The following is a 25,139-nucleotide window of genomic DNA, read 5'->3' on the forward strand; positions in this document are numbered from 1 at the left end:
TGTTCCGCAAATGGTGAAGGTCTTCTTCGAGCCCATTTTGCACATCCGTTCAGCCTAGTCTAATGTTCGCGTGCACAGTAAGAACAGGGAACATCAATGTCCAACTCAGCCGATACTGATCGTGAATACGCGTATTTTCGAGCGACAGGTTCTTTTGATCCAATTCAGTTAACAAACGAACTCGGTTTGGAGCCGTCCGAATGCTGGGAAACTGGCGAAGAGTTTGAAGTGAGAGGCAATAAGCACAATCGGAAAAGCTCATGTTGGAAAATGGATAGTGGTCTGCTCGATACTGAGAACTTAGACAGTCACATCAATGAATTGCTTCGAAAGTTGCGGCCAAAGCGGGATAGCATTCTTCGCGCATCTACGCTCGCTAAACTTCAAATTGTCTGTGTTGGCTTCTATTATCAGAGCTTTAGTTGGGAGCCCAATTTTGAGCACCAAAAAGAGATCACAACACTCGGTATTGGCTTCTGGTTTGACACATACAGTTTTGGTGATTATCACGAAGAAATGGTTGATTTACGAGAGCAGCTTGGCGTTCGAGCGGACGTCGATACTAACGTTGTCTGATTTGATGGCTTGCAATCGCTTAGTCGACATTCGACATCTAAACTAACCCATCACCGCCCAAACAACCGCTTAAACGCCCCATATTGGCTCAAACCAACCCCCGCCAAAATCAGCATCATCGCCCAGAGCAGCGAGGGGGGCAGTGGCTCGTTCAGCAGCCATGCGCCGAGCAGGACGGACCACAAAGGCACCTGATAGTTGGTGAGCGACATGAACACAGGCCCCGCGGTGCGCACGACGTAGGTGCGCAGGAAGTTGGCGGCAGCGGTGGGGATCAGGCCGAGGAAGGCGATGACCAGCAGTGTGTTCGTGTCGGGCAGGGGTGGTGGGCCTTCTACGATTATGGCCACGGGGATCGTGATGCAGGCGGCGATCAGCAGCAAGACGGTGGCCAACCCAATGGTGTCCACGGCGGGCAGGCGGCGCATCAGGATGGAACTGAAGCCGTAACACATCGCCGCCGAAAGACAGGCAATGCGCCCCGGTGTTTCCAGCGAAGCCCCTGTGCTTTCAAAGGCTTGCGCGCCGATCAGGATCACGACGCCTGCGAACCCGATCCCAAACCCTAGTGATTTGCGCCATGTCATGCGTTCACCGGGCACGAGGAAATGCGCCAGCGGCAAGACCATCAAGGCCACCGCCGCCATGGACACCCCCGCAAAGCCGCCGGTGACATATTGCTGTCCCCATGCCAGCAACATGAAGGGCACCGCAGAGCTGAGGGCGCCGATGATAGTCAGGGTCGCGAGTGTGCTGCGGTTTGGTTTTTCGCTGAACAGGCGCACGCCCATGGCCAGCCAGATCGCTGTCATCAGCACCGCGCCAAATCCGATGCGCCCTGCGGCCAGCCAGAAGGGGGTGATGCCGCGCAAGGCGACTTCGGTCACAAGAAACGTGCCGCCCCACGTCAACCCGAGGATGGCGACAAAAAGCCAGCTGCGTCCGGTGATGTCGGGTTGCGGTGCGTTCATTGTGCTGTCCTTGCGTTAACCTGTTGTTAATAAACAAGGTTTCGCGGCGAAACCGATGGGGGTATGGCTGTGGTGTCGCAGCGTTTCGCCACGAAAAAGGCCCGGACGTTTCCGACCGGGCCCCTTGGGGTCAAATCGACCTTGTCTTAGTTCTTGGCTTTGTCGACCATTTTGCCCGCAGAAATCCACGGCATCATGTCGCGCAATTTGCCACCAACAACTTCAATCTGGTGCTCGTCGTTGGACCGGCGCGAAGATTTGATTGTGGGCTGGCCAACAGCGTTTTCGAGCATGAAGTCACGTACGAATTTGCCGGACTGGATGTCTGACAGAACCGCTTTCATGCGCGCCTTTGTCTCGTCGTAAGGCAAGATGCGCGGGCCGGACACGTACTGGCCATATTCCGCTGTGTTGGAGATGGAATAATCCATGTTGGCAATGCCGCCTTCATAGATCAGGTCCACGATCAGCTTGGTTTCGTGCAGGCACTCGAAGTAGGCCATTTCAGGCTCGTAGCCCGCTTCGACCAGTGTTTCAAAGCCCATGCGGATCAGTTCAACGATACCGCCACACAGAACGGCCTGTTCGCCGAAGAGGTCCGTTTCGCACTCTTCGCGGAAGTCTGTTTCGATGATGCCGGAACGCCCGCCCCCGATGGCAGAGCAATAGGACAGACCGATTTCCAGCGCTTTGCCGGATGCGTCTTTGTCCACAGCAACAAGGCAAGGCACGCCGCCGCCTTTGGTGTATTCGCCGCGCACCGTGTGGCCTGGGCCTTTTGGCGCCATCATCACAACGTCGATGCCCGCTTTTGGCTCAATCAAGCCGAAGTGCACGTTCAGGCCGTGGGCGAATGCGATTGCTGCGCCTTCACGGATGTTGTCGTGGACATATTTTTTGTATGTTTCTGCCTGCAATTCGTCGGGCATTGTGAACATGATCAGGTCGGCCCAAGCTGCGGCTTCGGCGATTTCCATTGTCTTCAGGCCTTCGCCTTCGGCTTTGGCAATCGAAGGGGAGCCTGCGCGCAGGGCAACAACCACGTTCTTCGCACCGGAATCGCGCAGGTTCAGCGCGTGGGCGTGGCCTTGGGAGCCGTAGCCCAGGATCGCCACGTTCATGTCTTTGATAAGGTTCACATCGCAATCGCGATCATAGTATACACGCATTGTGTTTTCTCCGAGTTGATATCTGAACGCTTTATACGCAGCCTTTTTCCCAGATGCAGCGTTGCATTTTGGGTTTATTTAACTACAAACGTGAAAAACAATTCGCCGAAACTATAGATTGCGAAATTTTCATGCTTGATGATCTGGATCGGCGTATTTTGCGACAATGGCAGGCTGACCCGTCCCTTTCGCCGTCCGAACTTGCACAGAGGTGTGGGGTCAGCATGGCCAAGCTGGCGCGTCGTCAGGGGCGGTTGCAAGACGCAGGTATCGTCAAAGGGGTTCAGGCTGAAATTGACTGGACGGCGTTGGGCTATTCTGTCGAAGTGTCGTTGCGTGTCACATTGGACAAGACGGTTGGGCGGGCATTTGAGGACTTCTTTGATGCGGCGCGTTTGGTGCCCGAAGTGATAGAAATGCAGACATTTTTGGGGCGTGTGGATGTACGTTTGTCAGTGATCGCCCGCGATATGGGCCACTACCAGCACATATACCGCAACCGGATTTTGACCTTGCCCGGTATCGCCGACATCGAAGCCTTGATGCAGGTGGCTTTGATCAAATCCAATGAAAGCCTTCCGCTATAAGGGGCGCATATGACTGAATATGATGAAATAGACTTCGCACTTTTGCGGGCATTACAGGTTGATGCTACGCAAAGCGCCGGCGCATTGGGCCGCATCGTGGGTCTGTCACAACCCGCCACATGGCGTCGTATCAAGCGCTTGCAATCTGCCGGGGTGGTGAAAAACCGCCGATTGCATCTGGATGCAGAAGCTGTCGGGTTCGGAGTCACGGTGTTTTTGGGGGTGAAACTGGCCACAAAAGGGCGCGTCAGCCTTGAGGATTTTGAACGCGCGGTCAGCGCCATCCCCGAAGTGCAGCGCGTCGAACATGTTTTGGGGCTGTATGATTACCGTTTGCGTGTCGTGGCGCGGGACTTGCCGGATTTCGAACGCGTGTTACGGCGCCGCATCATGACGTTGCCCGGTGCGGGTGAAGTCGAAGCCAATGTGTTGCTGAGCGAAGAACGGCTGCCGGGGCCTCTTTGATCCAACCACGATAGGGTGCGCGATTTGCCCCATCGGAACGCTTTGCCGTCCATCGGATCGGTGGCCCTGACACAAGCCGCTTTGTGCACCCAAGTATACTTTGCCTTTTGCGGGCTCACCGTCATATTCCTTCTTTGAATGTAGGGAGAACAGACAAATGGCGTTGCTTGAAACGGTAGATCCAAACGGACTTGAAGAGTTTAGCGTGGTGTTCACTGACCGCAGCCTGAACCACATGAGCGTGGCGTTTCAGCAAGTTATGAACGACATCTCCAGCATGCTAAAAGAAGTGTACGCCGCTGATGCAGTGGTTGTGGTGCCCGGTGGCGGGACGTTCGGCATGGAGGCCGTCGCACGCCAGTTTGGCAAGGATGCCGATGTATTGGTCGTACGCAATGGCTGGTTCAGCTACCGTTGGAGCCAGATTTTCGACATGGGGGGCTTGGCGGCCTCAACCACGGTTTTGAAAGCCAGTCAGACAGGCAACGCAACTGTTTCACCCTTCGCACCGGCCCCGATCGCAGAGGTCGTTGACGCAATCCGCACCCAAAAACCCGATGTTGTGTTTGCGCCGCATGTGGAAACATCCGCGGGTGTGATCTTGCCCGATGACTATATAGCCGCCATGGCGGCCGCAGCCCATGATGTCGGGGCCTTGATGGTTCTGGATTGTATCGCCTCGGGTTGCGCTTGGGTCGATATGAAAGCCACCGGTGTCGATGTGTTGATTTCGGCGCCACAAAAAGGCTGGAGCGCCTCACCCTGTGCCGGTTTGGTGATGTTGTCGGATCGTGCAATTGCGCGGATGACCGAAAGGCAGTCAGACAGCTTTGCAATTGATTTGGGCAAATGGCACGCGATTATGCAGGCGTATGTCGGGGGCGGCCATGCCTATCACGCAACTTTGCCAACAGACGCTTTGCGCGACTTCCGCGATACAATGCTGGAAACCAAAAGCTACGGGTTTGGGCGTTTGAAAGACGCACAATGGGCGCTTGGAACGGCTGTCCGCGACATGCTGGCCGCCAAAGGCGTGGTGTCTGTGGCAGCACAAGGATTTGGCGCACCGGGCGTCGTGGTCAGCTACACGTCGGATGCAGACATTCAGAACGGCAAACGCTTTGCTGCAAAAGGCATGCAAATTGCAGCCGGTGTACCGTTGCAATGTGATGAACCCGAAGATTTCAAAACTTTCCGTATCGGATTGTTCGGGTTGGATAAATTGTATGATGTTGAAGCAACAGTGGATCGTTTGGGACGTGTTGTGGATCAGGTGCTGTAAACGGCTCCCGTTTTTCGGCACACTTAAAGCACGGGAAAGGGATGCACAAAGTTTGCAGCTATTTTCCCGTCCCCAATCCCATTTGCATTAGCGTTTTGCGCACGGGCCCCAACACGTAGATCGCGTTCAATCCCATGGCCCGCGCGTCGCGTAGGGCAGGGTGTGCGACTTGGCTGGCTCTGTTCAGCAGATCAATGCCGGTCACACGCAGGCGCACGTCGGACAGGCGCGCTTTTTGATAAGCATCCAGCATGTCCGCATCGCCAAGGCCATCGGGGTTCGCTTTTGCAAATTCCAGAAGCGTCGCGGTGTCTTGCAAGCTCATGTTCAGGCCTTGGGCGCCGATAGGGGGCATAACATGGGCCGCCTCTGCGATCAGCGCAACCCGTTGCCCCCGCATTTCGGTCGCGGTCTGGCTGATGATGGGCCAAATGGTGCGGTTTGACGCAAGCGTCAAAGGGCCAAACAGCCCGCAGCTGCGTGTCGTCATTTCGGCCTCGAACGCGGCGACATCCATATTATGGCGGGCTTGAGATTTGGGGCCGTCGTCCATCCATACCACCGCAGAACAAGGTTTCCCTTGGTAGTCGGGCAGTGGCACCAAGGTGAAAGGGCCGCCTGTGCGGTGAATTTCCGTAGACACATTTTCATGTGGCACGGTGTGGGTGACCGCGAAGGCAAGCGCCTTTTGACCATAGCGTTTTGTGGTCACGTCAATGCCTGCCGCTTGCCGCATAGGCGATGTGCGCCCGTCAGCTGCGATCACCAGTTTTGTGTTGATTTTGCTGCCGTCCGATAACCCAACCCGCGCTGTTTTTGTGCGGGTGAAAAGGGTGGTTGTGGCGGTACCGGGGCGGAAATCCACTGTGTCGAGGTGGTCCAACCGGTTCAGGATTTCGCGGCGCAGTATATAGTTGGGAAAATTCCACCCAAAGGGCGCATCTGAAATATCAGCGGCGTTAAATTCTTTGGTGATGCGCGCTGTTGGCGCCTGCCCACCGGCGTCGACAATGCGCATGATTTGCAGCGCCGCAGAGTAGGGCGCAATGTGGTCCCAAATGCCTGCGTCTTGCAAAACACGGCTAGCAGGTTGCAACATGGCTGTTGTACGCATATCCGCCCCGACCGCGTCACGTTGCGTGACCGGGGGTGTAGGATCAACGCAAATCACATGAAATCCCGCAGTGCCGAAGGCGGCCGCGGCCGTTAGCCCGGCAATGCCGCCACCGGATATCACGATATCGCAGGTTTGGTTGGTCATGTGCGCACCTATGTTTGTCGTATTGATGAAGCGATTAAACTATAGTTAGGGCGCGTATGGCCTTTTGACCAAGCGGCATCCTGTCCTACCCCGTCAACTCCTGCAAAAATGCCGTTAGATCATGGGTATGATGATGCAGGTAAGGTGCATCTTGACGGGTTTCGGCGACATGGATCGTTCGCATTCCCATGGCATGGGGCACTTCCAGATTGCGCAATTCGTCTTCGAACATCGCAGCGTTTTGTGTGTCTATGCCATCTGTAGCAAAGACCTGTTGAAAGGCTTCGGCACGGGGTTTGGGCACGTAATTTGCGTGCTCAACGCCGTAAACCGCATGAAACAAGCCGTCTAACCCACGGGCTTTTAACACGTTTTGCGCGTAAGGCTCTGTTCCGTTTGTGTAGACGATTTTGCGCCCGGGCAGGTCTTTGATCATTGCAGCCAACGCCATGTCTTTGGTCATGTGGCTTAGGTCGATTTGATGCACGTCGTGCAAAAAGGGCCAAGGCGGGACACCGTGTTCATGCATTAAGCCTGCCAATGACGTGCCGTAGGTCTGCCAATACTGCACCCGCAGCCTGTCGGCCTCAACGGCATCAACACCCACAGCATCCATCACAAAATCGCGCATTTTGACTTCGATCTGATCGAACAAACGATCGGTCGGTGGATAAAGCGTGTTATCAAGGTCGAAGACCCAGGCACGGACATGGGAAAAGGCGCTTTGCAACATGGGGCCTTGCATAGCAGGCATGGTATTGCATGCAAGATCAAAGCCTTGCGCATCGCTTGACGTGCGTTAAGGTGATGGACCTTTTGTGATCGGATCCTTGCTATGAAATCGAACCCCACTGACGCCTATTCCATGATCCTCGAAGCGATTGATGTTGGGGTCTACAAGCCTGGTGACCGCTTGGTAGAAAGTGAATTGGCGGAACGCTTTGGTGTGTCGCGCACACCCATCCGCGAAGCTTTGCAGCGTCTGGAGACCCAATCGCTTTTGGCGCGGGACGGACGGAGCCTGATCGTGGCGTCTTTGGATCACAATCAAATGGCAGAGCTTTATGTGGTGCGTCGTGAACTGGAAGGGTTGGCGGCGTCTTTGGCTGCGCGGCACGCAAATGAGGAAGAAGTCAGTATTCTGCGTCACATGGTCGAACAAGATAACGCACTTGTGGACGATGCGGCGGCATTGGCCCGCGCAAATCGCCGTTTTCACAAACAAATCCACCTTGCGTCGCACAACCGCTATCTCGTGCAGCAGCTGGATTTGGTGCATCGGACGATGGCGTTGATGGCGACCACGTCGCTGGCGGCTCAGGGGCGCGGGGCGATCGCACAGCGTGAACACGATGCCATTGTCACTGCGATTGAAGCCAAAGACGAAGCGGCCGCAGGTGCGGCGCTGCGTGAACATATTTCTGTGGCATTCATGACCCGCTTGAAACAGGATGCGGCGCGACGCGAAGAAGAAGCCTAAGCGCCAAAGGCTTAAACGCTTGGCGGTCAGCTTGTGTCGGCAGATGGCGTGTCGGTGCGGTGGGCCACACCGTGTTCGGTTTTGTCCCAATAGAACGGGTCTGTGATCATCTCGTAGAGGGCCTTGTAACTGGCTAAAGCGCCAAGGGTAAAATAGACTGGCATGGTTGGAACCCATGCCATCAAATGGCGGTGTGGACGCCCCGACACAGCCACCAGCCCCATGGCCAGAGACAGCAATTCAGCGCCAATAAACAAGAACATCATCGCCACCAAAAGATCCGCCCCGAACATGCCTTGCGCGGGATGGGCTAGGCCCAAAGGCACAAGCCAGAAGGACCATAAAAGCGGGGCCAAGGCGAATTGCGAAAACGAGGCCAGAAAAATCGCCTGAAGCCCCATAAACCGCACAAACCCAAGGTCTTTCATCAGCTGGCCCGGTGCCCGCATGTGCACGCAATAGGTGATTAAAAACCCTTTCAACCATCGCGACCTTTGCCTGACCCACGGCCACGCGCGGCAGTTTGCCTCTTCATGGGTGACGGTGGGCAACAGTTCAGTGACATATCCGTGCCGCGCCAACCGGACCCCCAAATCTGCATCTTCGGTGACGTTATGCGCGTCCCATCCCCCCAGTTTCTCCAAAATATCGCGTTTGAAGAAAAGAGTTGTTCCCCCCAAAGGGATCACAAGCCCAAGACGGGCCATGCCGGGCATGACCAGCCGCCACCACGTTGCGTATTCGATGGTGAAACACCGTGAAATCCAGTTTGTGCGCGGGTTGTAATAGTCCAGAACACCCTGCAAACATGCTGTGTTTTCAGGGGCTTGGTTGAAGCGCATAACGACTTTTTCGATCTGATCCGGCTCAGGGGCGTCTTCGGCGTCCCACACCCCGATAATACTGCCATGACAAAAATCCAGCGCGTAATTCAACGCGCGGGGTTTGGTGGTTGGGCCTGCGGCTTCGGGGACTTCAATCACGCTGATCCAAGGGGGCAATTCGGTGTTTGCAAGGGTGTGGCGTGTGATGGTGTCTTTGACCTCTAGCACCAAAACGACGTTAAGCAAGGATTTGGGATACGTCAGCCGCGACAAGCGTTTTACCAACGCACCTGCGATTTCTTTTTCGCGCAACAGCGGAACCATGATGGACACACGTGGCAGTCGAAACTGGTTTTGGTCGAGGGTCGAAACCTCTGGACTGTGGGCAACTGATTGCACGATCTGCGCAAGAAAAGCGCCACTTTTCAGCACTGTGGTTAAGATCAGGGTGAAAACAGCCCAGACCACCGCGAGCCCGATCATCAATTTGGGTGCCACCAATAAACTTAACAAAAGCGCCCCGAAGACTGCGATGGCAAGACCGTTGCGGTTCGGAATTTTGCGGCCCCAATTGCGGCAGCTTTCGATGCTGGGCACGCGGGCCACAGCCTTTTGGGCCAATTCAAACCCATAGAGGCGACTCAATTGGGTCTGAATGTGCATCGGGTCAGCGATGACGGGCAACATTGTGGTACGCAAACTGCCAACACAAGCGCGGAAATGGTCAAATTTGGCAGGGTCGTTGGTGGCCACAAGAAGGGTGTTGCCGATCCATAACCATGGCACCACACGGTGTTTCAAGCATAGCGTGGCAGGCAAGGCGTCTGCCATGCCAAGGCGTGGTTCGTCTTGGTTCAGGTCAATGCGTTGGGCGTTATATTGTTTGGACAATGTATCAAGGATGACGTCATCACTGATCAATCCGTCAGCTTTCAAAATATCACCCAACCGCGCATCAATCCGCGCCTGAAGCCCCATGGCATTGACCAGATCGGTTTGGCTGATTGCGCCCGTATTCACCAAATGCCGCCCGAAGGGGGCGGGTGCCACATCGGGCACCACGCCGGCCGGGTCTGCAAATCTGAGCCTTGGATCACTCACGTCGAAAGCCTTTGGATGAACTGCGTCACCCAATGCTCCTGCCTGAGCAGAGTTAATGGTCCGTTAAAATTTGAAGCGCCGTTAACGAAGCGCAGCATTTTCAACCACAGAGTGTTGAAAATGCTAAAAAACTTAAGCGCGTGCGGCCATGGCCTCTGCAAAACGTTCAAAAAGATAGAAGCTGTCTTGTGGCCCCGGGCTGGCTTCGGGGTGGTGCTGCACTGAAAACACCGGACGATCTTTCATGCGGATGCCACAGTTCGACCCGTCGAACAGCGAGGTGTGCGTTTCGATGATGCCGTCGGGCAGGCTTTGCGCATCTACAGCAAACCCGTGGTTCATGGATGTGATTTCGACCTTGTTTGTGTCGTGGTCTTTCACAGGGTGGTTTGCGCCGTGGTGGCCGTGGTTCATTTTGACGGTCTGTGCGCCAAGTGCCAGTGCCAGCATCTGGTGGCCGAGGCAAATTCCAAAGACGGGCAGGGTGGTTTGGTTCAGAACGCCCTGAATCATCGGCACAGCATATGCACCAGTGGCGGCAGGGTCACCGGGGCCGTTGGACAGAAACACGCCGTCCGGTTTATGGGACAGGACGTCTTCAGTGGTTGCGGTGGCAGGTAGAACAGTCACATCGCAACCAGCAGATGCGAGGCAGCGCAGGATATTGCGTTTGGCGCCATAATCGATGGCGACAACTTTGTATTTGGGGGCTTCCTGACGGGTGTAGCCGTCGGGCCAAGCCCACCGCATTTCATCCCAGCGATAAGACTGGGCACAGGTGACTTCACGCGCCAAATCCATACCTTCCAGGCCTGCAAAAGCACGGGCTTTTGCGACCAGCGCCTCAACGTCAAATTCGCCGTCCGGATTGTGGGCCAACGCCACGTGAGGTGCGCCTGCCTGGCGGATAGCACGGGTCAAGCGGCGTGTGTCCACACCACCGATCGCGATACGCCCACGTGTGGCGAGCCAGTCACCCAAAGGTCCCGCGCTGCGCCAGTTGGACGGGGTGGTTGGCATCCATTTCACAACCATACCAGCGGCCACAGGATCTGCGGTTTCGTCATCTTCCGGGGTGACGCCGGTGTTGCCGATGTGGGGGAAGGTGAACGTCACAACCTGACCTGCATACGACGGGTCGGTCATGATTTCCTGATAGCCCGTCATGGCGGTGTTGAAACACAGCTCTGCTGTGGTTTCGCCAGTTGCGCCAAAGCCGATGCCGTAAAACAACGTCCCATCCGCAAGAGCCAAACAGGCGGTGGGGCGGTTGGGGGCGGAAGCGGTCATGGGCGAGCCTCTCTTGCAGAATCTGAGCAAATTTGTCGGAACTTAATGCCGTGGTCTGTTCGGGTCAAGTGGATATGTGTTTTGTAAATTGTTTTAAATCAACGGGTTAGCAAATTGAGAGATGGTTGCGCTGCACTGCGGCAAACGGTAGAGTACAAGGCTGTGAGGCAACCCGTGGGGATGGGACATAAAATGGACTTGAGAACCAAGATATCGACGGATTTAAAGCAGGCGATGAAAGACAAAGCGGCTGATCGTTTGTCGACGCTGCGCTTGATCAACGCCGCCATCAAAGACAAGGACATCGATGCCCGTGCCAGCGGCGCAGACGAAGGTGTCGCCGAATCCGATATTCTTGCGATTTTGGGTAAAATGGCCAAGCAACGTGCTGACAGTGCCCGTGTCTATGAAGAAGGCGGCCGTTTGGATTTGGCGGAACGGGAACAGGCGGAAATTGCGGTTATTGAAGAGTTTTTACCAAAACAACTAAGTGATGAAGAAGCCGCCGCCGCCGTTGAGGCCGCCGTTGTGGAAGTGGGCGCCGACAGCATCCGCGATATGGGCAAGGTGATGGGCGCTTTGAAAGCCAAATACACCGGCCAGATGGATTTCGGCGCTGTGGGGCCAATGGTCAAGGATCGCCTTTGTTCGTAAGCTGCGGGTGCACCAAGGTGCACCTTACGCGATTGAAGCGGTAAGGCGGGGTTCAGCCCGCCTTTTTTCTTGGGGTTTAGCGTTTCAATGCCCGCAAGAGATCGTCGTATAGTTCAATCCGTTCTTCCTCGCTCAGGAATGCTCCGATTTCGACCTCGCGTCCGTTGCCGCGCAGCGTAACGTAATGCGGCACCGGACCGTCGGAGTCGTATTTCACAGCTTGGGTCCAATAGCGATTACATTCCCAAATCTGTTGGTCGCCCTTGGGATTGGTCCGCACCAACACGGCCGCGTCCTCACTCAGGGTCAAAACTTCGACGATCTGGCGCGCTTTGTGGTTTCGTTGCAGCGCAAAGTAGATGCCCCAGACCGCCAGCAATAAAAATGGCAAAAGCCCCCAAAGGATCGGTGATCCGAGCAGTGGCAATGTTGGGATCAGGATCAAGGTGAATGTAGACAGCACGAATGCAGCCATGCCTTTTGGCGGCAAGCTTTCATGTGGCCAAAGCTGCATGACTTCAGGGCTGCTATGTGGTGGGTTGGTCCAGTGGTAAGGCATGTCTGCGTGTCTGTGGTTGCTGTCTACAAACAATAGCTTTGGATCCCAGTTGGCAACATGCGACGTTTCGTTCAGGGGCAGAGGTGCATCAAGATGCACCTTACGATTTGGTTTGAGGGATGAACCGCATACGCCAGACAACTGGTGCCAATATTATTACCATCAGACCTATCACAACGGCCACTTGGGCGCTGATATGGATATGTTCCAATATTGCATTGTGTCGGAGAGCTTCAAGAAAGGCGTCTTGGCTGGTGTGGGGGAGAGGGTCGTAGGTTCCACTTTCGGCATAATACGCGGCGATCTGACACGTCACAGTCGTCCAAAGGGCTGTAAGAACAAGTCGTTGTGTCCGCTTCCCCATCCACATGCGTGTGAGGTAGAGCCATAGCGCAAATCCCAAGAACCAAAGCCCAGGCGTTGCAAATCGGGACGCAGGTGGAAACGGTATGAACCGGACCCCGGCATCCGTTTGGTATACCGCGTCCTGCAGGTGCAAATACAGCGTCAAATGGCCGACGCTGGCAAACAGGATACCTATCCCCAAAGCATGCCAAGCTGGACGCATCTGAATCACACCGAGAACCAGACCTAGTCCAAAAACGGCGCCTGTGGTGCCGATATATAGTGCATCTGGTGGGGGTGGGGACGCCAGCAACATGGGCTTACCTGCAAATGGACCACGTGGATCTACACATTGGTGTCAAAAATAAAGGCCCCAACCGCCGTTGGGGCCTTTTGATGTTTATGAACCTTGTCAGTTTAGTGACCTGGCTGCTTGTCCCAGTCTTCCTGCTTTGGAAGAATTTCGAACGTGTGCTCTGGGGGAGGAGACGGCAATGTCCACTCCAGCGTGTCCGCGTATTCATTCCATGGGTTGGCTTCCGTCACACGCGCACCTTTCAGCAGCGTGTAAGCAATGATGCCGAAGAAGAACAAGAAGGACGCAAAGCTTAGGAATGCGCCGTAAGACGACCATACGTTCCAGTAAGCAAATTGCTCAGGGTAGTCGATGTAACGACGTGGCATGCCCTGACGGCCCAGGAAGTGCTGTGGGAAGAACGTCAGGTTGGCCCCGATGAACATCGCCCAGAAGTGCAGCTTGCCCGCCCATTCAGGATACATACGGCCCGACATTTTCGGCAGGTAGAAGTAGATGCCTGCGAAGATGGCGAAGACCGCGCCCAAGGACATCACGTAGTGGAAGTGTGCCACAACGTAGTATGTGTCGTGATAGTAACGGTCCACAGCGGCTTGCGACAATACGATCCCTGTGACCCCACCAAGTGTGAAGAGGAACAAGAAACCGAAGGCCCAAAGCATTGGTGTTTTGAACTCAATCGAGCCGCCCCACATGGTCGCAATCCAGCTAAAGACCTTGACGCCTGTGGGCACCGCGATGACCATCGTCGCCAACATAAAGTAGGCTTGCTGGTTCAGTGACATGCCGACTGTGTACATGTGGTGCGCCCACACAACAAAGCCCAACACGCCGATTGCGATGATCGCCCAAACCATTGGCAGGTAGCCAAAGATCGGCTTGCGCGCGAAGGTCGCGATGACGTGGGAAATGATGCCAAAGCCGGGCAGGATGATGATGTAGACCTCTGGGTGCCCAAAGAACCACAGGATGTGCTGGTACAAGACCGGATCGCCACCGCCTGCTGGATCAAAGAAGGTGAACCCAAAGTTACGGTCCATCAAAAGCATTGTGATCGCGCCCGCCAGAACTGGCAAAGACAACAGGATCAGCCAGCTTGTGACAAAGATCGACCATGAAAACAACGGCACCTTGAACAGGGTCATGCCGGGGGCACGCATGTTCAGGAAGGTTGTGATCATGTTGATCGCGCCCAGAATGGACGAGGCACCAGAGACGTGCACCGCGAAGATCGCAAGGTCCATGGACATGCCACCTTCGTTCACCGACAGCGGTGGATACAAAACCCAACCGACACCGGACCCAAGCTGGTCGTTGCCACCCGGTGACAGAACAGAGCAGACCGCCAATGTTGTACCGGCGACATAAAGCCAGAACGACAGGTTGTTCATGCGTGGAAAGGCCATGTCAGGCGCGCCGATTTGCAACGGCATGAAGTAGTTGCCAAAGCCGCCGAAGAGCGCCGGAATAACCACAAAGAACATCATCAAGATGCCGTGGCCTGTGATCAGAACGTTCCAGAGGTGTCCGTTTGGAATACACTCTCGCGCAGCGTCTGCAATAAAGCGTGCGCCACCTGACTCAGGCGCACACATGTACTGCACGCCGGGTTCCATCAGCTCAAGGCGCATGTAAACGGTGAATGCTACAGAAATAAAGCCAACAAAGGCTGAGACAAACAGGTACAGAATACCGATGTCTTTGTGGTTTGTGGACATGAACCAACGCGTGAAAAACCCGCGATCGTCTTCATGGTCGTGCCCGTGAATGGCTGCGTCTGCCATGCGGTGCCTCCTGATAATGGTGTGATCCACGCAACGGTTCCCGCGTCACGTGGGGATTCCGCTCGGTTCTAATGGACGAATGGTTACTGGGCAATGTCTGAAACTTGCCTGAAAGCGGAAAAATATCCGTGTCAGCAGGGGTTTGCGTTGTAATCTATGGCTTTGTGGGGATTATCGCCTTGAAACCTGCGACGATGTGACAGGTCTGATTGAACCTTATATGCACAATCGCGCAAGTCGGATGTCTTTCAGCGGCACAATCCGGGCGAAAACGGTGTGACATAGCTGCGATGTGGAAACGTACCAATTGTTTGAGCGTTTTGTTCCTCTACGAGGTGCTGGTCGCTGCCTGGCTTTGGGTGTCTGGCATTTCTTAGGCAGAACGCAGAAAGACTACGTTTGGTGCATAGGTTTGTGCAACATCTGCGGTGCGATCCGGTAAGCGTTCCATAAGGGTACGTGCCTCATTGCCGCGCAAGACCGGGCGGCTGGTGGTGGAATGTGCGGCATTTGCCATGTCAAAACCATCGGCTACGGCCCAGACCTTACCATTGTCCAGAACCCTCTCTGGCATGTCACCCAAAAACAGGCTTTCAACCCAGACACCTTCCACATGCATCAAAGCATGGTGTTCCAGCAGGATGTGGTAGTAGGTGACGTCGAATTCAGCGGCCTGCTGGTGCACCATCCCGTAACCAAGCGCCGTTTTGGCCGCGACAAGCACCTCGGGTTTGTCGAACAGATATTGCGCGGCAGGGTCGTTGATCAGCAAACGGTGGGCTGGCGACAGATGCAGGTCGCGGGTGTTGCCAAAGCTGCCGGCAGGCAACACGACAGGGCGAAAATTGCGGTTTAGACGTTGTTCGGCAGGTGAATAGCTTTGTTGGCTGATGGCTTTGATCGGCATAAATCCAGCATCGCGGGTGATGACCGCATCGCCGGGCCGCAATTCTTCAATGGGTAGTTCACCTTTGCGGGTCATGACGCGGGTGCCTGCTGTAAAACAGGGAATTGTCATGTCTGTTTGGGGCCGGGTTTCATGGTGCCACGCGCCGGTTTGTGCCGTGCCGGGAAAACCGAAAGGCAAACCACCCAGTTTTGCTGTGCTGATGTATTCTTGGCTGTCCGTGTTTACCAAGATCAGGTTGTCCACACGGTTGCGTGTGCGCGGCATTGGGTCGGCCAAATTCATCCGGGCACGCCCGCGCAGGCGATCATCGGATGAAAATTCATGCAACAGCCCCTCGTACTGTGACCAGATTTGAAACGGACCAAGCGGCACGGCACAGTGGGACACGTTCTGCAGCGTGATAGTTTTCATATGCGGCATATCATGGCTTGTGGCGTCGTAGCGCTGATCCGTCACGTATAGCCCGTCCAGTTTATCTTGCATGGCATGTTCCTTTACATCCGTAGCGACGTGGTTAGCGGCGAAAAGGGGCGACAATCGGGCGAAGCTGCGGGTTTTGGGTGACCCAACTGCGGCGGAGTACAGGCAAAGTGGGTTGGGCGGGTCAATTGCCTCAATTTTGTCAAAATTGCTCTAAATTTGTACCTTCCAGGGCCCAGTCAGACCCAACTCTGCGTCTTTTTCAGCTGTCAAAGGTGAATGAACCTGACAGAGATTGGAAAAATACATGGCGACCAACGACAACACCAATCCCGGCACCGAAGGCGATCAAACGCTGACGGGAAGCACGTCAAACGACACCTTGACCGGTGGGTTTGGCAACGACACTTTAACCGGTGGCGCGGGCAATGACGTGTTAAGTGGCGATAGACCCGTCTAGGGGGCGTGGCATTTCGAAACCTTCGACAAGGATTTTACCTCTGCCGCTGGGCAGGCGTTTGATATCGAAGACGGCACACGCACCGGGTCGGGTTATGTGTCTGATTTCAACGAAGGCGGGCTGACCAATTCGGTGCGCGGCACCACAGGCAATCCCGAAGATTTTGGCGTTGTATATACAAGTACGCTGAACACGACAGCAGGCGGCACGTACCGGCTGACAACGGCTTCGGACGATGGGTCTACGATCCAGATCTTTGATTCAGCGGGTAATCCTGTCAGTTTTGCTAACCAGACCGGCGGCACGCTGGACTATTTGAACAACGACTTTGACCAACCCACAACCACGCGCTTTGGCGATGTGGTCCTTGATCCGAATGAGACATACACCATCCAGATCCGCTATTGGGAGAATCTTGGGGGATACATTATCTGCCACGATTTCGGTCACGGGCACACCTGCGGGCGTTGAAGGCGACGATTCCATCGACGGGGGCGCAGGCGACGATGTGCTGACTGGCGGGGCAGGCGATGACGTCTTTGTCTACAACCCCGGTGACGGCAATGACACGATCACCGATTTCAACGCGGGCAATTCCGGCGTTCTGGATGACAACGACCAAACCAACAATGATTTTCTGGACCTCAATCAATACGACACCTCGATCTTCGAGTTGCGCGAAGACTTGAATGATGACGGGGTTTTGAAGCAATCTGTTGGAGATTTCACCGCCGGTGCCATGATTGAAACCGATCAAGGCCTTGTCGCGGTCGAACAGCTGACGACAGATATGAAACTGCAGACGTCCGACAACGGCGCACAGCCTGTGCGGGCTATTTTGTCCCGTATTGTGGATGGTCGGGGAAAATTTGCTCCGGTTGTGATCGCCAAAGGTGCGCTGGCAACGGCGACACGATTTTCCGCAAACCGGTTGCAGAAGTCACATATTACCACATTTTGATTGATCGACATGAAATCATCTATGCGGAAGGGGTGCCCACCGAAAGCTACCATATGGATGATGCCGCGCTGCACGACGATGATGTCGCCCTAGAGCTGCAGGACCTGTTTCCAGAGCTGTTGCGCTGTGCAAGCGAAAGTGCGCGGGTGACATTGCGCGGGTACGAAAAGCAAGCGTTGCAGGCTTTGCCCCCCTAGAGTCGTATCCACAGACCTTAAGCCGTGTTGAAAACTTGATCGAAGCTGCGCCGCAGCGCGACATCTACGTCGTCCATGCTGACCGGCAGGCCAAGATCGACCAAGGACGTCACCCCATGTTGGGTGATGCCGCATGGCACGATGCCTGAAAAATGGTCCAGATCGGGTTCCACATTGATGGAAAGACCGTGAAAACTGATCCATTTGCGCAACCGGATGCCGATGGCTGCAATTTTGTCTTCAGCCAGCGAGCCATCCGCCATGAGCGGTTTATCGGGACGTTCAACCCAGACGCCCACACGGCCTTCGCGGATGTGGCCGTCGACGTTGAATTCTGACAGGGCCGCAATCACCCAAGCCTCAAGCTGTTGCACGAACAGGCGCACATCGCGCCCCCGCTTTCCCACATCCAGCATGGTATAGGCCACCCGCTGGCCGGGACCGTGATAGGTGTATTGGCCACCCCGTTTGGTGTCGAACACTGCAAACCGGTCGGGATCGGTCAGGTCTTCGCGCTTGGCCGATGTGCCTGCGGTGTAGAGCGGCGGATGTTCGACCAGCCAGATGCATTCGGGCGCAGTGCCCGCTGCGATCTGTGCCACACGGTCTTCCATCCAAACCTCTGCCATGCGGTATTCTGTCAAACCGGGGGCGGTGATCCATTCCATAGGCTCAGGCGGCCTCGTTCAGGGTTTGTTGCAAGATTTGCGCATAATTGTCTGCGCCTTGGGCACCGGTCACCAGATATTTTCCGGCAAAAATCATAGAAGGCACCCCCGACACGCCGCGCGACGTCCAGAACTGTTGTTTTTCACGCACAGTGTCCGCCAGTTCACCCGTGTCGATGACGCGGGCGACATCCACCGGATCAAGGCCAACCGATGCTGCGACGTCAATCAACACCGCACGATCGGACAGGTCGCGCTGGTCAGTGAAATGCGCATCAAAAAATGCCATCTTCAGCGGATGTTGCACCCCTTGGCTGAGGGCAAAGTCCAGCACTTGGTGCGTTAGAAACGTGTTCCACATCCGGCTGTCCGGCGTCCAGTTGAACTGAAACCCCAGTGACGTGCCAAGGTCGGTCATTTGTTGACGCGCCGCTGCGGATTGTTCGGCGGTGCTGCCGTATTTTTGCTGAATATGTTCCGAGGTGTTTTGCCCTGTGACTGGCATGTCGGGGTTCAATTCGAAGGGATGCCAGCGGATACGCGCACCGATACCCGTTGCAGCCAATGCCTGTTCGAGTTGCTTGTAACCGATAATGCACCATGGGCACATCACGTCCGACACGATGTCTACATCCAAAACGGGACCTTGGGGGGCTGTATCTGCCATGCGTTTCTCCGGGGAATGATCTGTTGGTGGTAAGATCATGCCCCTTGATGCGAATTGCAAGGCCGCGCCTTGTCTAAGAAACAGTCACATACGGAGGTGTGATCGGTCCCGGCATCGGGGACGCGCCGCTGGCATCATTGGTGATTTGTTTGGCCCCCAAAAGATGCAAATAGCTGTTGTGGTTGTGCTGTCCGCCGATCTGCTCAAAGAAATGGAGGTCGGGCAGGGGAACGCTTTGGGTCAGGGCCTGCTGCGAGGGTTGCGCCCAAGTGCCGGCCAAGGATGCAATGTGGGCCGCATAATTCACCAGTTTTTTGATGGCGTAACCTTCCCAGTCGTCAGGAATGGGACCGGGAATGGACTTGGTGATAATGTCCATGATCGCGTCATACCCCAAAGGCACGATGTCCAACGGATTTATCACAAACCAACAGTCCACATTGTCAGCGACCCAAGTGGCAAATGCAGGATTGCCAGACGTCGGAGGGGCGAATGCAAACCCTTTGAAGGTCGCTGCAATGCCGGGGATGTTGTTCCACCCGTTCTGAAGGGCCGCTTGCATCATAGGGACAAGGGCCGCGCCCTGACTATGACCATTCACATAAACCGTTTGCCCCTGTGTGATCTGGCCCGCGACATAGGCTTGCAGCGTCAGTCCGGTGTCCGGATCTTTGGCATCCAGCATCTCCGACAGGGCATTGTGGAATTCAGTAGACACCGCAGCGCCCGTGGTATTGCCAGTGGGAAACGTTGTTTGGCCACTTGGCAGATCTTCAAGACGCGACAGAAATTGCGTCGTTGTGCCCCGTAAATTGACAGCCAATTCGCCTGAAACCGTATTCAGGGCGACATAGACCAAATTGTCGGTCAGGGGGGTCTGCACTGGCCCCCAGACAACGGTCCACGTGTGATCTGCGCAAAATTCATTGCTGTTCAACTGGCCAGTTATGCGGGCTTTGACCACGCTCATTGGGGGGTATTCGCCGGCTTTGGAATCTTTGGTGTCAGCGGCATAAGCGAGAGCAGCTAGCGTCAGCTGGACCTGCGCCTGAGAAAGCGGAAAAGGATTTGTCATGAAAATTCCATGCTTTGTGAATGATTTTGTAAAAATGACTACGCGTATAGCGGGAGTTTGCACTGAGTTTTGCTTTACGTCAATTTTCTCTTCACATCTGTGCGCAAGGGGGGTAAAGCCTGCTCACCATCCATGGCGTGCGGTCGTGGCGGAATGGTAGACGCGCAGCGTTGAGGTCGCTGTGGGGTAACACCCGTGGAAGTTCGAGTCTTCTCGACCGCACCAATCTCATAAATTCGAACGATCCGGCCGATTTATCTTTTGAGTTCGGAAAATGTCCGAACGGGCGCACTAAAATTCTCTTACATTTTGTAATTTGCACCGCGGCCTTTCTGACACTGGCGGCGCTAGCCGTTTGCGTATCGTGTTCCAAATTTGTGGGAATCAAGCGATTGGGCTTGGCCAAATTATAGTAAGATATCAAGGCACTGAAACGACGAAGGGCCACCCGAAGGTGACCCTATCGTTAACCACCGGGGTATGGTGGTTATATTGGAGCGGGCGAGGCGATTCGAACGCCCGACCCTAACCTTGGCAAGGTTATGCTCTACCCCTGAGCTACGCCCGCTTCCTTGAGAGGCGGAATATAATCGCTACACAAAACCTGCAAGGGCTAATTTTCAAGAAATGCAAAAAAAATGAGTTATCGCGACGGAAGGTCTTTGGCGCTGCGTATTAAGGGCATGACGAGACGACGATGCAGCAACTGCACCTTGCAAAACTGCGCTGATATTTTTTGGAGGGTTCGATGGATTCTATCTTCGGAAAAAGTACCGGTGCAGTGTGCCGGCGCAAAGAGACGCAGAGGCCTGCGCATCGTTTTCTAAAAATAAAAACAGGAGGTTAAGATGAGTGTTTTAGGTGATTTAAAGCTGGCGCTTCTGGTCGTTTTCATCGGCATCGGAAGCGCTGTCCAATCGGACGCGGGAAGTTTGCACTTAGATGCGCATGGGGATGTGTGCATCATGGCCACTCAATAGGCTGCAATCCCCAAAATGGGTCTTTGGAGGTGCGCGACGCCAATGTTGTGCCGCGCGCCCCCGTCTTATGGGAAGTGCTTAAAACAACGCGTGCGCCAAAAGACCCAACGCGGTGAACAAAATCATCGAAAAGGTCAAAACCATGCCGCCGACACGCAACCCCATGATCTGCGGGTGCTTTGAGAATCCGATTGCATGCATGACCCGACCAGCCACCAACATGATGCCAAGGACATGCAATGCCACTGGCGGGGCCCCTTGGATTTCCGAAATGAGCAGCAGAATCAGACCCATTGGTGCGTATTCGCCGCAGTTGGCCTGCGCACGCATGCGTTGTTCCAGATCTTTGTGGCCTTGGTGCCCGACCGACACGCGATTGCCACGGCGATAGCGCACAACGCGAACGCTAAGGGCGATGAACAGCAGGGCAATAAGACCCGCGTAAAGTGATGTAATGACGAGGGACATAGGGCTTCCTTTTTCTTGATCGCACAGTTTTCGCACGGGGCGGTGGAACTGACCAGCGCTTTGCGGAGGGGGGAATCGTGATCAGTGCTGTTTGTCAGCTGGCTTTAACAGTGTGTAGATTAAGCGCTGCCTGAAACTTGGTGAAACGGGGATGCCATCTCGTTGCGGTTTGCAGTTTTGCGCTGGACAGGGATTGGTCAAGCGTCGGGCCTTTGGCCCATGCCCCGTGCGCTTGCATCACGTCGGCCACGCTGCGGACCACTGTGCTGCTTTGGCTCGCATAGAAGTGCGTGATCGTGTTTGCGATGTCGCCGACCCGCACACCTTGCTGTGCCACGGCGTTGAAATGTCCGCGTAGATCGGGACATACCAACAGATCGCAATAGGCCCGTGCCAGATCGTGCCGTTCTATCAGCGGCCATCTTGTGTTGGGTTTTCCCCAAATTTCCACCGGATCATGGGAACGGGCTGCGTCGCGAAACCGTTCAAAGACCCCACCGCCATCCAAATGATACACCATGGCAGGATGTATGACTGCGACAGACAGATGACTGGCCTGTAACAAGCGCTGCGCATGATGCACCATCCACGCAAAGGCGGGCAGGGGATCGAACGCAGATGTTTCGGTGGCGGTGTTGCCGCCAGTGTCGCCATAAAGCCAGCAGCCCCCAGTGTACAAAACCCGTAGCTTGGGTCCGGTGCGTTCTGCATCCGCCAACAGTTGTGAGACAACACGATTGTCGGCCTCGGCCATATCGTCGCCAAATGTTGCGGCGGCTTGAACAAACGCGTCGTGAGACAGGGCGGCAGGCATCCAATGGGCGGGATCCATCATATCGCCGCGCAAAACTTGCGCACCCATAGCTTGCAGGCGATGATCCGACGCTGCAGACCGGCTTAAGGCTGTAACACGGTGGCCCCTTGCCACAAGTTCAGTGACTAGGCCCGTGCCAATGGACCCTGTGCCACCCAGTAAAAAGACATCCAATGTCATCGCGTATCCCCCGGCAGTGATTTTGAACGAGGGTGGCGCCTGAAGTACGCTTTAGGTCAAGATCTGAAGTGATGTCAGTCGTCAAACCCCACAAAACGGGTCAGGTTTTCGACAGGACGGCGCCGGGATACGACCGCGTTGGCGTCGAAACTGTCATCCGGCCAGCCCATTGCCACACAGGTCATGATGATCTGGTCGTCGGGAATTTGGGCGATTTCGCGCACAACAGGGCTTTGCATAATACCCTGACCGTTGATCACGCAGCCCAATCCTTTGGACCATGCCGCCAAAACCAACCCGTAAGTGACGGCGCCAAGGTCAAAATGTGCGATGGTGCCGCCCGGCTCCATGGACTTGTCGTAGCACACCACGATAGATACAGGGGCATCGAATTGGCGAAACCCGCGCATGACCCAATCCAGACGTTTTTCCTTGTTATCGCGTTCAATGCCCATGGCCTCAAACAGCTGTACCGCTATCTCGATCTGGCGATCGCGGTGTACACCTTCATATGCGCCATGGTCCTGAATTTCGCGGCTTGGCGGCACGCCTTCCATCATGCGGCTTTGATTGCCCATGCGCACTTTGTTCAGGGGGGCACCGGTCAACACATGTAAATGCCATGGCTGCGTGTTCATGGACGACGGTGCACGGTTGGCCAGGGCGATGATCTCTTCGATCAGCTCTTTGGGAACGGGTTTGTCTTGATAGCCGCGGATGCTGCGGCGGGTTTTCATCGCGTCGTCGAGGTTCATGTGCGGTCTCCCTTTGCGCGTCAACTTTGGCGCTGGGCGGGTTCGGGTCAATCGCGACCTTACGGAATTTTGACACATCAAACGAAAAACGACGGCCGCTGGGAGGAGCGACCGCCGTCTTGATGAACCTGCAGCGTCAGGGAGGAGGAGAGACCCTGCAGGTTATTGGGTGCAGTATGCGGCAGCATCTTAATGGGAGGAGAAAGATGCTGCCGCTATGCACAGACGCACCAAGGGAGGAGAGGGCGCCTGATCCGGTTTTTGTCTTTGGACCTTCGGGTCCGGTGTGAAAATGCGGTGACACCCTAAAGGGAGGAGAAAGATGTCACCGCGTAAAGCAGACGCTTCAAGGGAGGAGGAAAGAAGCGCCTGATCTCGTTGTCTTAGTTCAGGTACGCGGCCTCATAGGCCAAACGTCTGATTTCGCTGCGGTTGATGCCCAGATCAGCCAGATCGCGGTTGGTTAGGCTGGCCAGCTCATTGAACGTGGCGCGGTAAACGCGGCGCTTTGCGCGACGTGTCGCTGCGGCGTCAAGCCACTGTGCCAGTGTTGCCAATACGCGACCTGTCAGGTCATTGCGTGCGGTTGCGTCTGTAAAGTATGCCATGATTATCTCGTCTTTCGTTGGCTACTGCGTCGTTCGTTAGGGGTAACATATGCCAATGCTGCGCTTGCACAATGATTAGTTTTTCAATGCTGCCATGCAGCAACTGCATAGCGTTAACCTTGAAATTCAAGCGCTTAATAATAATGCGGTTTGCGAATTAAGTAGGCCATGACGGAATGCCTTGTTCTTTTGTTCAAAAAGCACAATTACACGACTGACGATATTAAAGGAGACGCGCCATATGTCCGTGACCAAAGAAGACGTCCTATCCGCTTTGTCCCGTGTGGGGCTGCCAGGCGGCGATACACTGGTCAGCCGGGACATGATCCGTGCGGTCACGATCAACGGCGACAGCGTCAGTTTTGTGGTTGAGGCACCGACGCCCGAAATCGCCACCCAGATGGAAGGGGCGCGCAAAGCCGCAGAAGCCGTTGTGATGGAATTGGACGGGGTGTCCAAAGTGTCTGCCGCCTTGACGGCGCATGGCCCCGCCGCAAAAGCCCCGCCGCCCAACTTGAAAATCGGCGGCCATCCCAAGCCGCAAGACGGCCCAACCAAGCCGTCCGGCGTACAGCGCATTTTGGCGATTGGATCGGGCAAAGGCGGCGTTGGCAAATCCACCGTGTCTTCAAACCTTGCCGTCGCCTTGGCCAAACAGGGCCGCAAAGTTGGCCTGCTGGACGCCGACATCTACGGCCCCTCGCAACCGCGCATGATGGGTGTGAACAAACGCCCCGCATCGCCGGATGGCAAAACGATCATTCCTTTGCACGCCCACGGCGTCACCCTGATGTCCATTGGTTTCATGATGGAAGAAGGCAAAGCTGTCGTCTGGCGTGGCCCCATGTTGATGGGCGCGCTGCAACAGATGCTGGGGCAGGTGGAGTGGGGCGAGCTGGATGTGCTGCTTGTCGATCTGCCCCCCGGTACAGGCGACGTGCAACTGACCTTATGTACCAAATCCGAGCTAACAGGTGCTATTGTGGTGTCCACGCCGCAAGACGTGGCGCTGATCGATGCGCGCAAAGCGCTGGATATGTTCGCGACGCTCAAGACCCCTGTCTTGGGACTGATCGAAAACATGTCGATGTTTGTCTGCCCCGATTGCGGGTCCGAACATCAGATCTTCGGGCAGGGCGGTGTTGCGGCCGAGGCCGACAAGATGGGCGTGCCGTTGCTGGGGGCGTTGCCGATTGATCTGGACACACGGCTTGCAGGCGACGGTGGGACACCGATTGCAGCGGGCGAGGGGCCGATGGCGCAGGCCTATGCAAAGATCGCTGAGGGGTTGATCAAAGGCGGGATGGCCTGA

At 55.4% G+C, this 25,139-nt stretch carries 26 protein-coding genes, 2 tRNA genes and 1 pseudogene; 11 read left to right on the forward strand and 18 right to left on the reverse strand.

The window, feature by feature from the left end:
- Positions 1-96: 96 nt before the first annotated feature.
- Positions 97-576, forward strand: coding sequence for a DUF4279 domain-containing protein (locus ABJL60_RS03040; protein ID WP_348285201.1), 480 nt, complete (start codon positions 97-99; stop codon positions 574-576).
- 50 nt (positions 577-626) lie between these two features.
- Here the strand turns inward: ABJL60_RS03040 and ABJL60_RS03045 are convergent, their stop codons facing one another.
- Both ABJL60_RS03045 and ilvC read right to left on the reverse strand, forming a co-directional pair.
- A complete protein-coding gene (locus ABJL60_RS03045; RefSeq protein ID WP_348285202.1) occupies positions 627-1,547 on the reverse strand; it encodes a DMT family transporter in 921 nt (306 codons plus the stop codon).
- A gap of 146 nt (positions 1,548-1,693) precedes the next feature.
- A complete protein-coding gene (gene ilvC, locus ABJL60_RS03050) occupies positions 1,694-2,716 on the reverse strand; it encodes a ketol-acid reductoisomerase (protein WP_348374714.1) in 1,023 nt (340 codons plus the stop codon).
- Positions 2,717-2,847: 131 nt separating this feature from the next.
- Between ilvC and ABJL60_RS03055 the strand changes: the two genes are divergently transcribed.
- From ABJL60_RS03055 to ABJL60_RS03065, 3 genes are all read left to right on the forward strand, one after another.
- Entirely contained in the window at positions 2,848-3,303 is a 456-nt protein-coding gene (locus ABJL60_RS03055) for an Lrp/AsnC family transcriptional regulator (RefSeq protein ID WP_348285203.1), read from the forward strand.
- Between the two features lie 9 nt (positions 3,304-3,312).
- Positions 3,313-3,768, forward strand: coding sequence for an Lrp/AsnC family transcriptional regulator (locus tag ABJL60_RS03060; RefSeq protein ID WP_348285204.1), 456 nt, complete (start codon positions 3,313-3,315; stop codon positions 3,766-3,768).
- Between the two features lie 157 nt (positions 3,769-3,925).
- Positions 3,926-5,050, forward strand: coding sequence for an aminotransferase class V-fold PLP-dependent enzyme (locus ABJL60_RS03065; protein ID WP_348374716.1), 1,125 nt, complete (start codon positions 3,926-3,928; stop codon positions 5,048-5,050).
- Positions 5,051-5,108: 58 nt separating this feature from the next.
- On the opposite strand, the gene ABJL60_RS03070 is transcribed toward ABJL60_RS03065, so the two are convergent.
- Entirely contained in the window at positions 5,109-6,311 is a 1,203-nt protein-coding gene (locus ABJL60_RS03070; protein ID WP_348374718.1) for a UbiH/UbiF family hydroxylase, read from the reverse strand.
- 85 nt (positions 6,312-6,396) lie between these two features.
- Positions 6,397-7,044: a pyrimidine 5'-nucleotidase gene (locus ABJL60_RS03075; RefSeq protein ID WP_348374720.1), complete on the reverse strand. Its 648-nt coding sequence runs from the start codon at positions 7,042-7,044 to the stop codon at positions 6,397-6,399.
- 102 nt (positions 7,045-7,146) lie between these two features.
- On the opposite strand from ABJL60_RS03075, the gene ABJL60_RS03080 reads away from it, so the two are divergent.
- Positions 7,147-7,791: a GntR family transcriptional regulator gene (locus ABJL60_RS03080; protein WP_108828890.1), complete on the forward strand. Its 645-nt coding sequence runs from the start codon at positions 7,147-7,149 to the stop codon at positions 7,789-7,791.
- A gap of 26 nt (positions 7,792-7,817) precedes the next feature.
- Here ABJL60_RS03080 and ABJL60_RS03085 read toward each other — a convergent pair whose 3' ends face one another.
- Together ABJL60_RS03085 and carA are read right to left on the reverse strand one after the other, a co-directional pair.
- A complete protein-coding gene (locus tag ABJL60_RS03085) occupies positions 7,818-9,716 on the reverse strand; it encodes a glycosyltransferase (RefSeq protein WP_348374722.1) in 1,899 nt (632 codons plus the stop codon).
- 132 nt (positions 9,717-9,848) lie between these two features.
- Positions 9,849-11,006 carry a glutamine-hydrolyzing carbamoyl-phosphate synthase small subunit gene (gene carA / locus ABJL60_RS03090; RefSeq protein WP_348374724.1) on the reverse strand — a complete coding sequence of 386 codons (1,158 nt, stop codon included), beginning with the start codon at positions 11,004-11,006 and terminating at the stop codon, positions 9,849-9,851.
- A gap of 192 nt (positions 11,007-11,198) precedes the next feature.
- Here carA and ABJL60_RS03095 point away from each other — a divergent pair, with 192 nt between their 5' ends.
- Positions 11,199-11,660 carry a GatB/YqeY domain-containing protein gene (locus tag ABJL60_RS03095; protein WP_108828888.1) on the forward strand — a complete coding sequence of 154 codons (462 nt, stop codon included), beginning with the start codon at positions 11,199-11,201 and terminating at the stop codon, positions 11,658-11,660.
- A gap of 76 nt (positions 11,661-11,736) precedes the next feature.
- Here the strand turns inward: ABJL60_RS03095 and ABJL60_RS03100 are convergent, their stop codons facing one another.
- The 4 genes from ABJL60_RS03100 to ABJL60_RS03115 all read right to left on the reverse strand — a co-directional run bounded on the left by ABJL60_RS03100 (position 11,737) and on the right by ABJL60_RS03115 (position 16,057).
- On the reverse strand, positions 11,737-12,219 hold the full coding sequence (locus tag ABJL60_RS03100; RefSeq protein WP_348374726.1) for a DUF2244 domain-containing protein: 483 nt from the start codon (positions 12,217-12,219) through the stop codon (positions 11,737-11,739).
- A 100-nt stretch (positions 12,220-12,319) separates the two neighbouring features.
- Positions 12,320-12,880 (reverse strand): hypothetical protein, encoded by a 561-nt coding sequence (locus ABJL60_RS03105; protein ID WP_348374728.1) that lies wholly within the window; start codon positions 12,878-12,880, stop codon positions 12,320-12,322.
- Between the two features lie 101 nt (positions 12,881-12,981).
- A complete protein-coding gene (gene ctaD, locus ABJL60_RS03110) occupies positions 12,982-14,664 on the reverse strand; it encodes a cytochrome c oxidase subunit I (RefSeq protein ID WP_348285211.1) in 1,683 nt (560 codons plus the stop codon).
- Positions 14,665-15,037: 373 nt separating this feature from the next.
- Positions 15,038-16,057, reverse strand: coding sequence for a Hint domain-containing protein (locus tag ABJL60_RS03115; protein ID WP_348374730.1), 1,020 nt, complete (start codon positions 16,055-16,057; stop codon positions 15,038-15,040).
- A gap of 244 nt (positions 16,058-16,301) precedes the next feature.
- Between ABJL60_RS03115 and ABJL60_RS03120 the strand changes: the two genes are divergently transcribed.
- The 3 genes and pseudogenes from ABJL60_RS03120 to ABJL60_RS03130 all read left to right on the forward strand — a co-directional run bounded on the left by ABJL60_RS03120 (position 16,302) and on the right by ABJL60_RS03130 (position 17,612).
- Positions 16,302-16,454, forward strand: a complete 153-nt coding sequence (locus ABJL60_RS03120) for a hypothetical protein (protein WP_348285213.1) — start codon at positions 16,302-16,304, stop codon at positions 16,452-16,454.
- Positions 16,455-16,550: 96 nt separating this feature from the next.
- Positions 16,551-16,925 carry a hypothetical protein gene (locus ABJL60_RS03125; protein WP_348374732.1) on the forward strand — a complete coding sequence of 125 codons (375 nt, stop codon included), beginning with the start codon at positions 16,551-16,553 and terminating at the stop codon, positions 16,923-16,925.
- Positions 16,831-17,612 (forward strand): annotated as a pseudogene (locus ABJL60_RS03130) (Hint domain-containing protein). Before ABJL60_RS03125 ends, ABJL60_RS03130 begins: the two are co-directional and overlap by 95 nt.
- Before the next feature lie 17 nt (positions 17,613-17,629).
- Here ABJL60_RS03130 and lipB read toward each other — a convergent pair.
- From lipB to ABJL60_RS03145, 3 genes are all read right to left on the reverse strand, one after another.
- Positions 17,630-18,280 (reverse strand): lipoyl(octanoyl) transferase LipB, encoded by a 651-nt coding sequence (gene lipB, locus ABJL60_RS03135; protein ID WP_348374734.1) that lies wholly within the window; start codon positions 18,278-18,280, stop codon positions 17,630-17,632.
- 4 nt (positions 18,281-18,284) lie between these two features.
- Positions 18,285-18,947: a DsbA family oxidoreductase gene (locus ABJL60_RS03140; protein ID WP_348285217.1), complete on the reverse strand. Its 663-nt coding sequence runs from the start codon at positions 18,945-18,947 to the stop codon at positions 18,285-18,287.
- 73 nt (positions 18,948-19,020) lie between these two features.
- Complete coding sequence (locus tag ABJL60_RS03145) at positions 19,021-20,022, reverse strand: hypothetical protein (RefSeq protein WP_348374736.1); 1,002 nt, start codon at positions 20,020-20,022, stop codon at positions 19,021-19,023.
- A 139-nt stretch (positions 20,023-20,161) separates the two neighbouring features.
- Here ABJL60_RS03145 and ABJL60_RS03150 point away from each other — a divergent pair.
- Positions 20,162-20,247 (forward strand) — tRNA-Leu (locus ABJL60_RS03150).
- A 268-nt stretch (positions 20,248-20,515) separates the two neighbouring features.
- On the opposite strand, the gene ABJL60_RS03155 is transcribed toward ABJL60_RS03150, so the two are convergent.
- The 5 genes from ABJL60_RS03155 to ABJL60_RS03175 form a co-directional block, all read right to left on the reverse strand.
- A tRNA-Gly gene (locus tag ABJL60_RS03155) sits at positions 20,516-20,590 on the reverse strand.
- A 490-nt stretch (positions 20,591-21,080) separates the two neighbouring features.
- Positions 21,081-21,470 (reverse strand): MAPEG family protein, encoded by a 390-nt coding sequence (locus ABJL60_RS03160; RefSeq protein WP_348285220.1) that lies wholly within the window; start codon positions 21,468-21,470, stop codon positions 21,081-21,083.
- A gap of 94 nt (positions 21,471-21,564) precedes the next feature.
- The gene (locus tag ABJL60_RS03165; RefSeq protein ID WP_348374737.1) at positions 21,565-22,464 is read right to left on the reverse strand and encodes an NAD-dependent epimerase/dehydratase family protein; all 900 of its coding nucleotides are present in this window, start codon (positions 22,462-22,464) and stop codon (positions 21,565-21,567) included.
- Between the two features lie 74 nt (positions 22,465-22,538).
- Positions 22,539-23,219, reverse strand: coding sequence for a nitroreductase (locus ABJL60_RS03170; RefSeq protein WP_348285222.1), 681 nt, complete (start codon positions 23,217-23,219; stop codon positions 22,539-22,541).
- Positions 23,220-23,602: 383 nt separating this feature from the next.
- Positions 23,603-23,827, reverse strand: a complete 225-nt coding sequence (locus tag ABJL60_RS03175) for a DUF1127 domain-containing protein (protein WP_348285223.1) — start codon at positions 23,825-23,827, stop codon at positions 23,603-23,605.
- Positions 23,828-24,068: 241 nt separating this feature from the next.
- On the opposite strand from ABJL60_RS03175, the gene ABJL60_RS03180 reads away from it, so the two are divergent.
- On the forward strand, positions 24,069-25,139 hold the full coding sequence (locus ABJL60_RS03180) for an Mrp/NBP35 family ATP-binding protein (protein WP_348374739.1): 1,071 nt from the start codon (positions 24,069-24,071) through the stop codon (positions 25,137-25,139).

This window comes from Ascidiaceihabitans sp., from assembly GCF_039986515.1.
Classification (GTDB): Bacteria; Pseudomonadota; Alphaproteobacteria; order Rhodobacterales; family Rhodobacteraceae; genus Ascidiaceihabitans.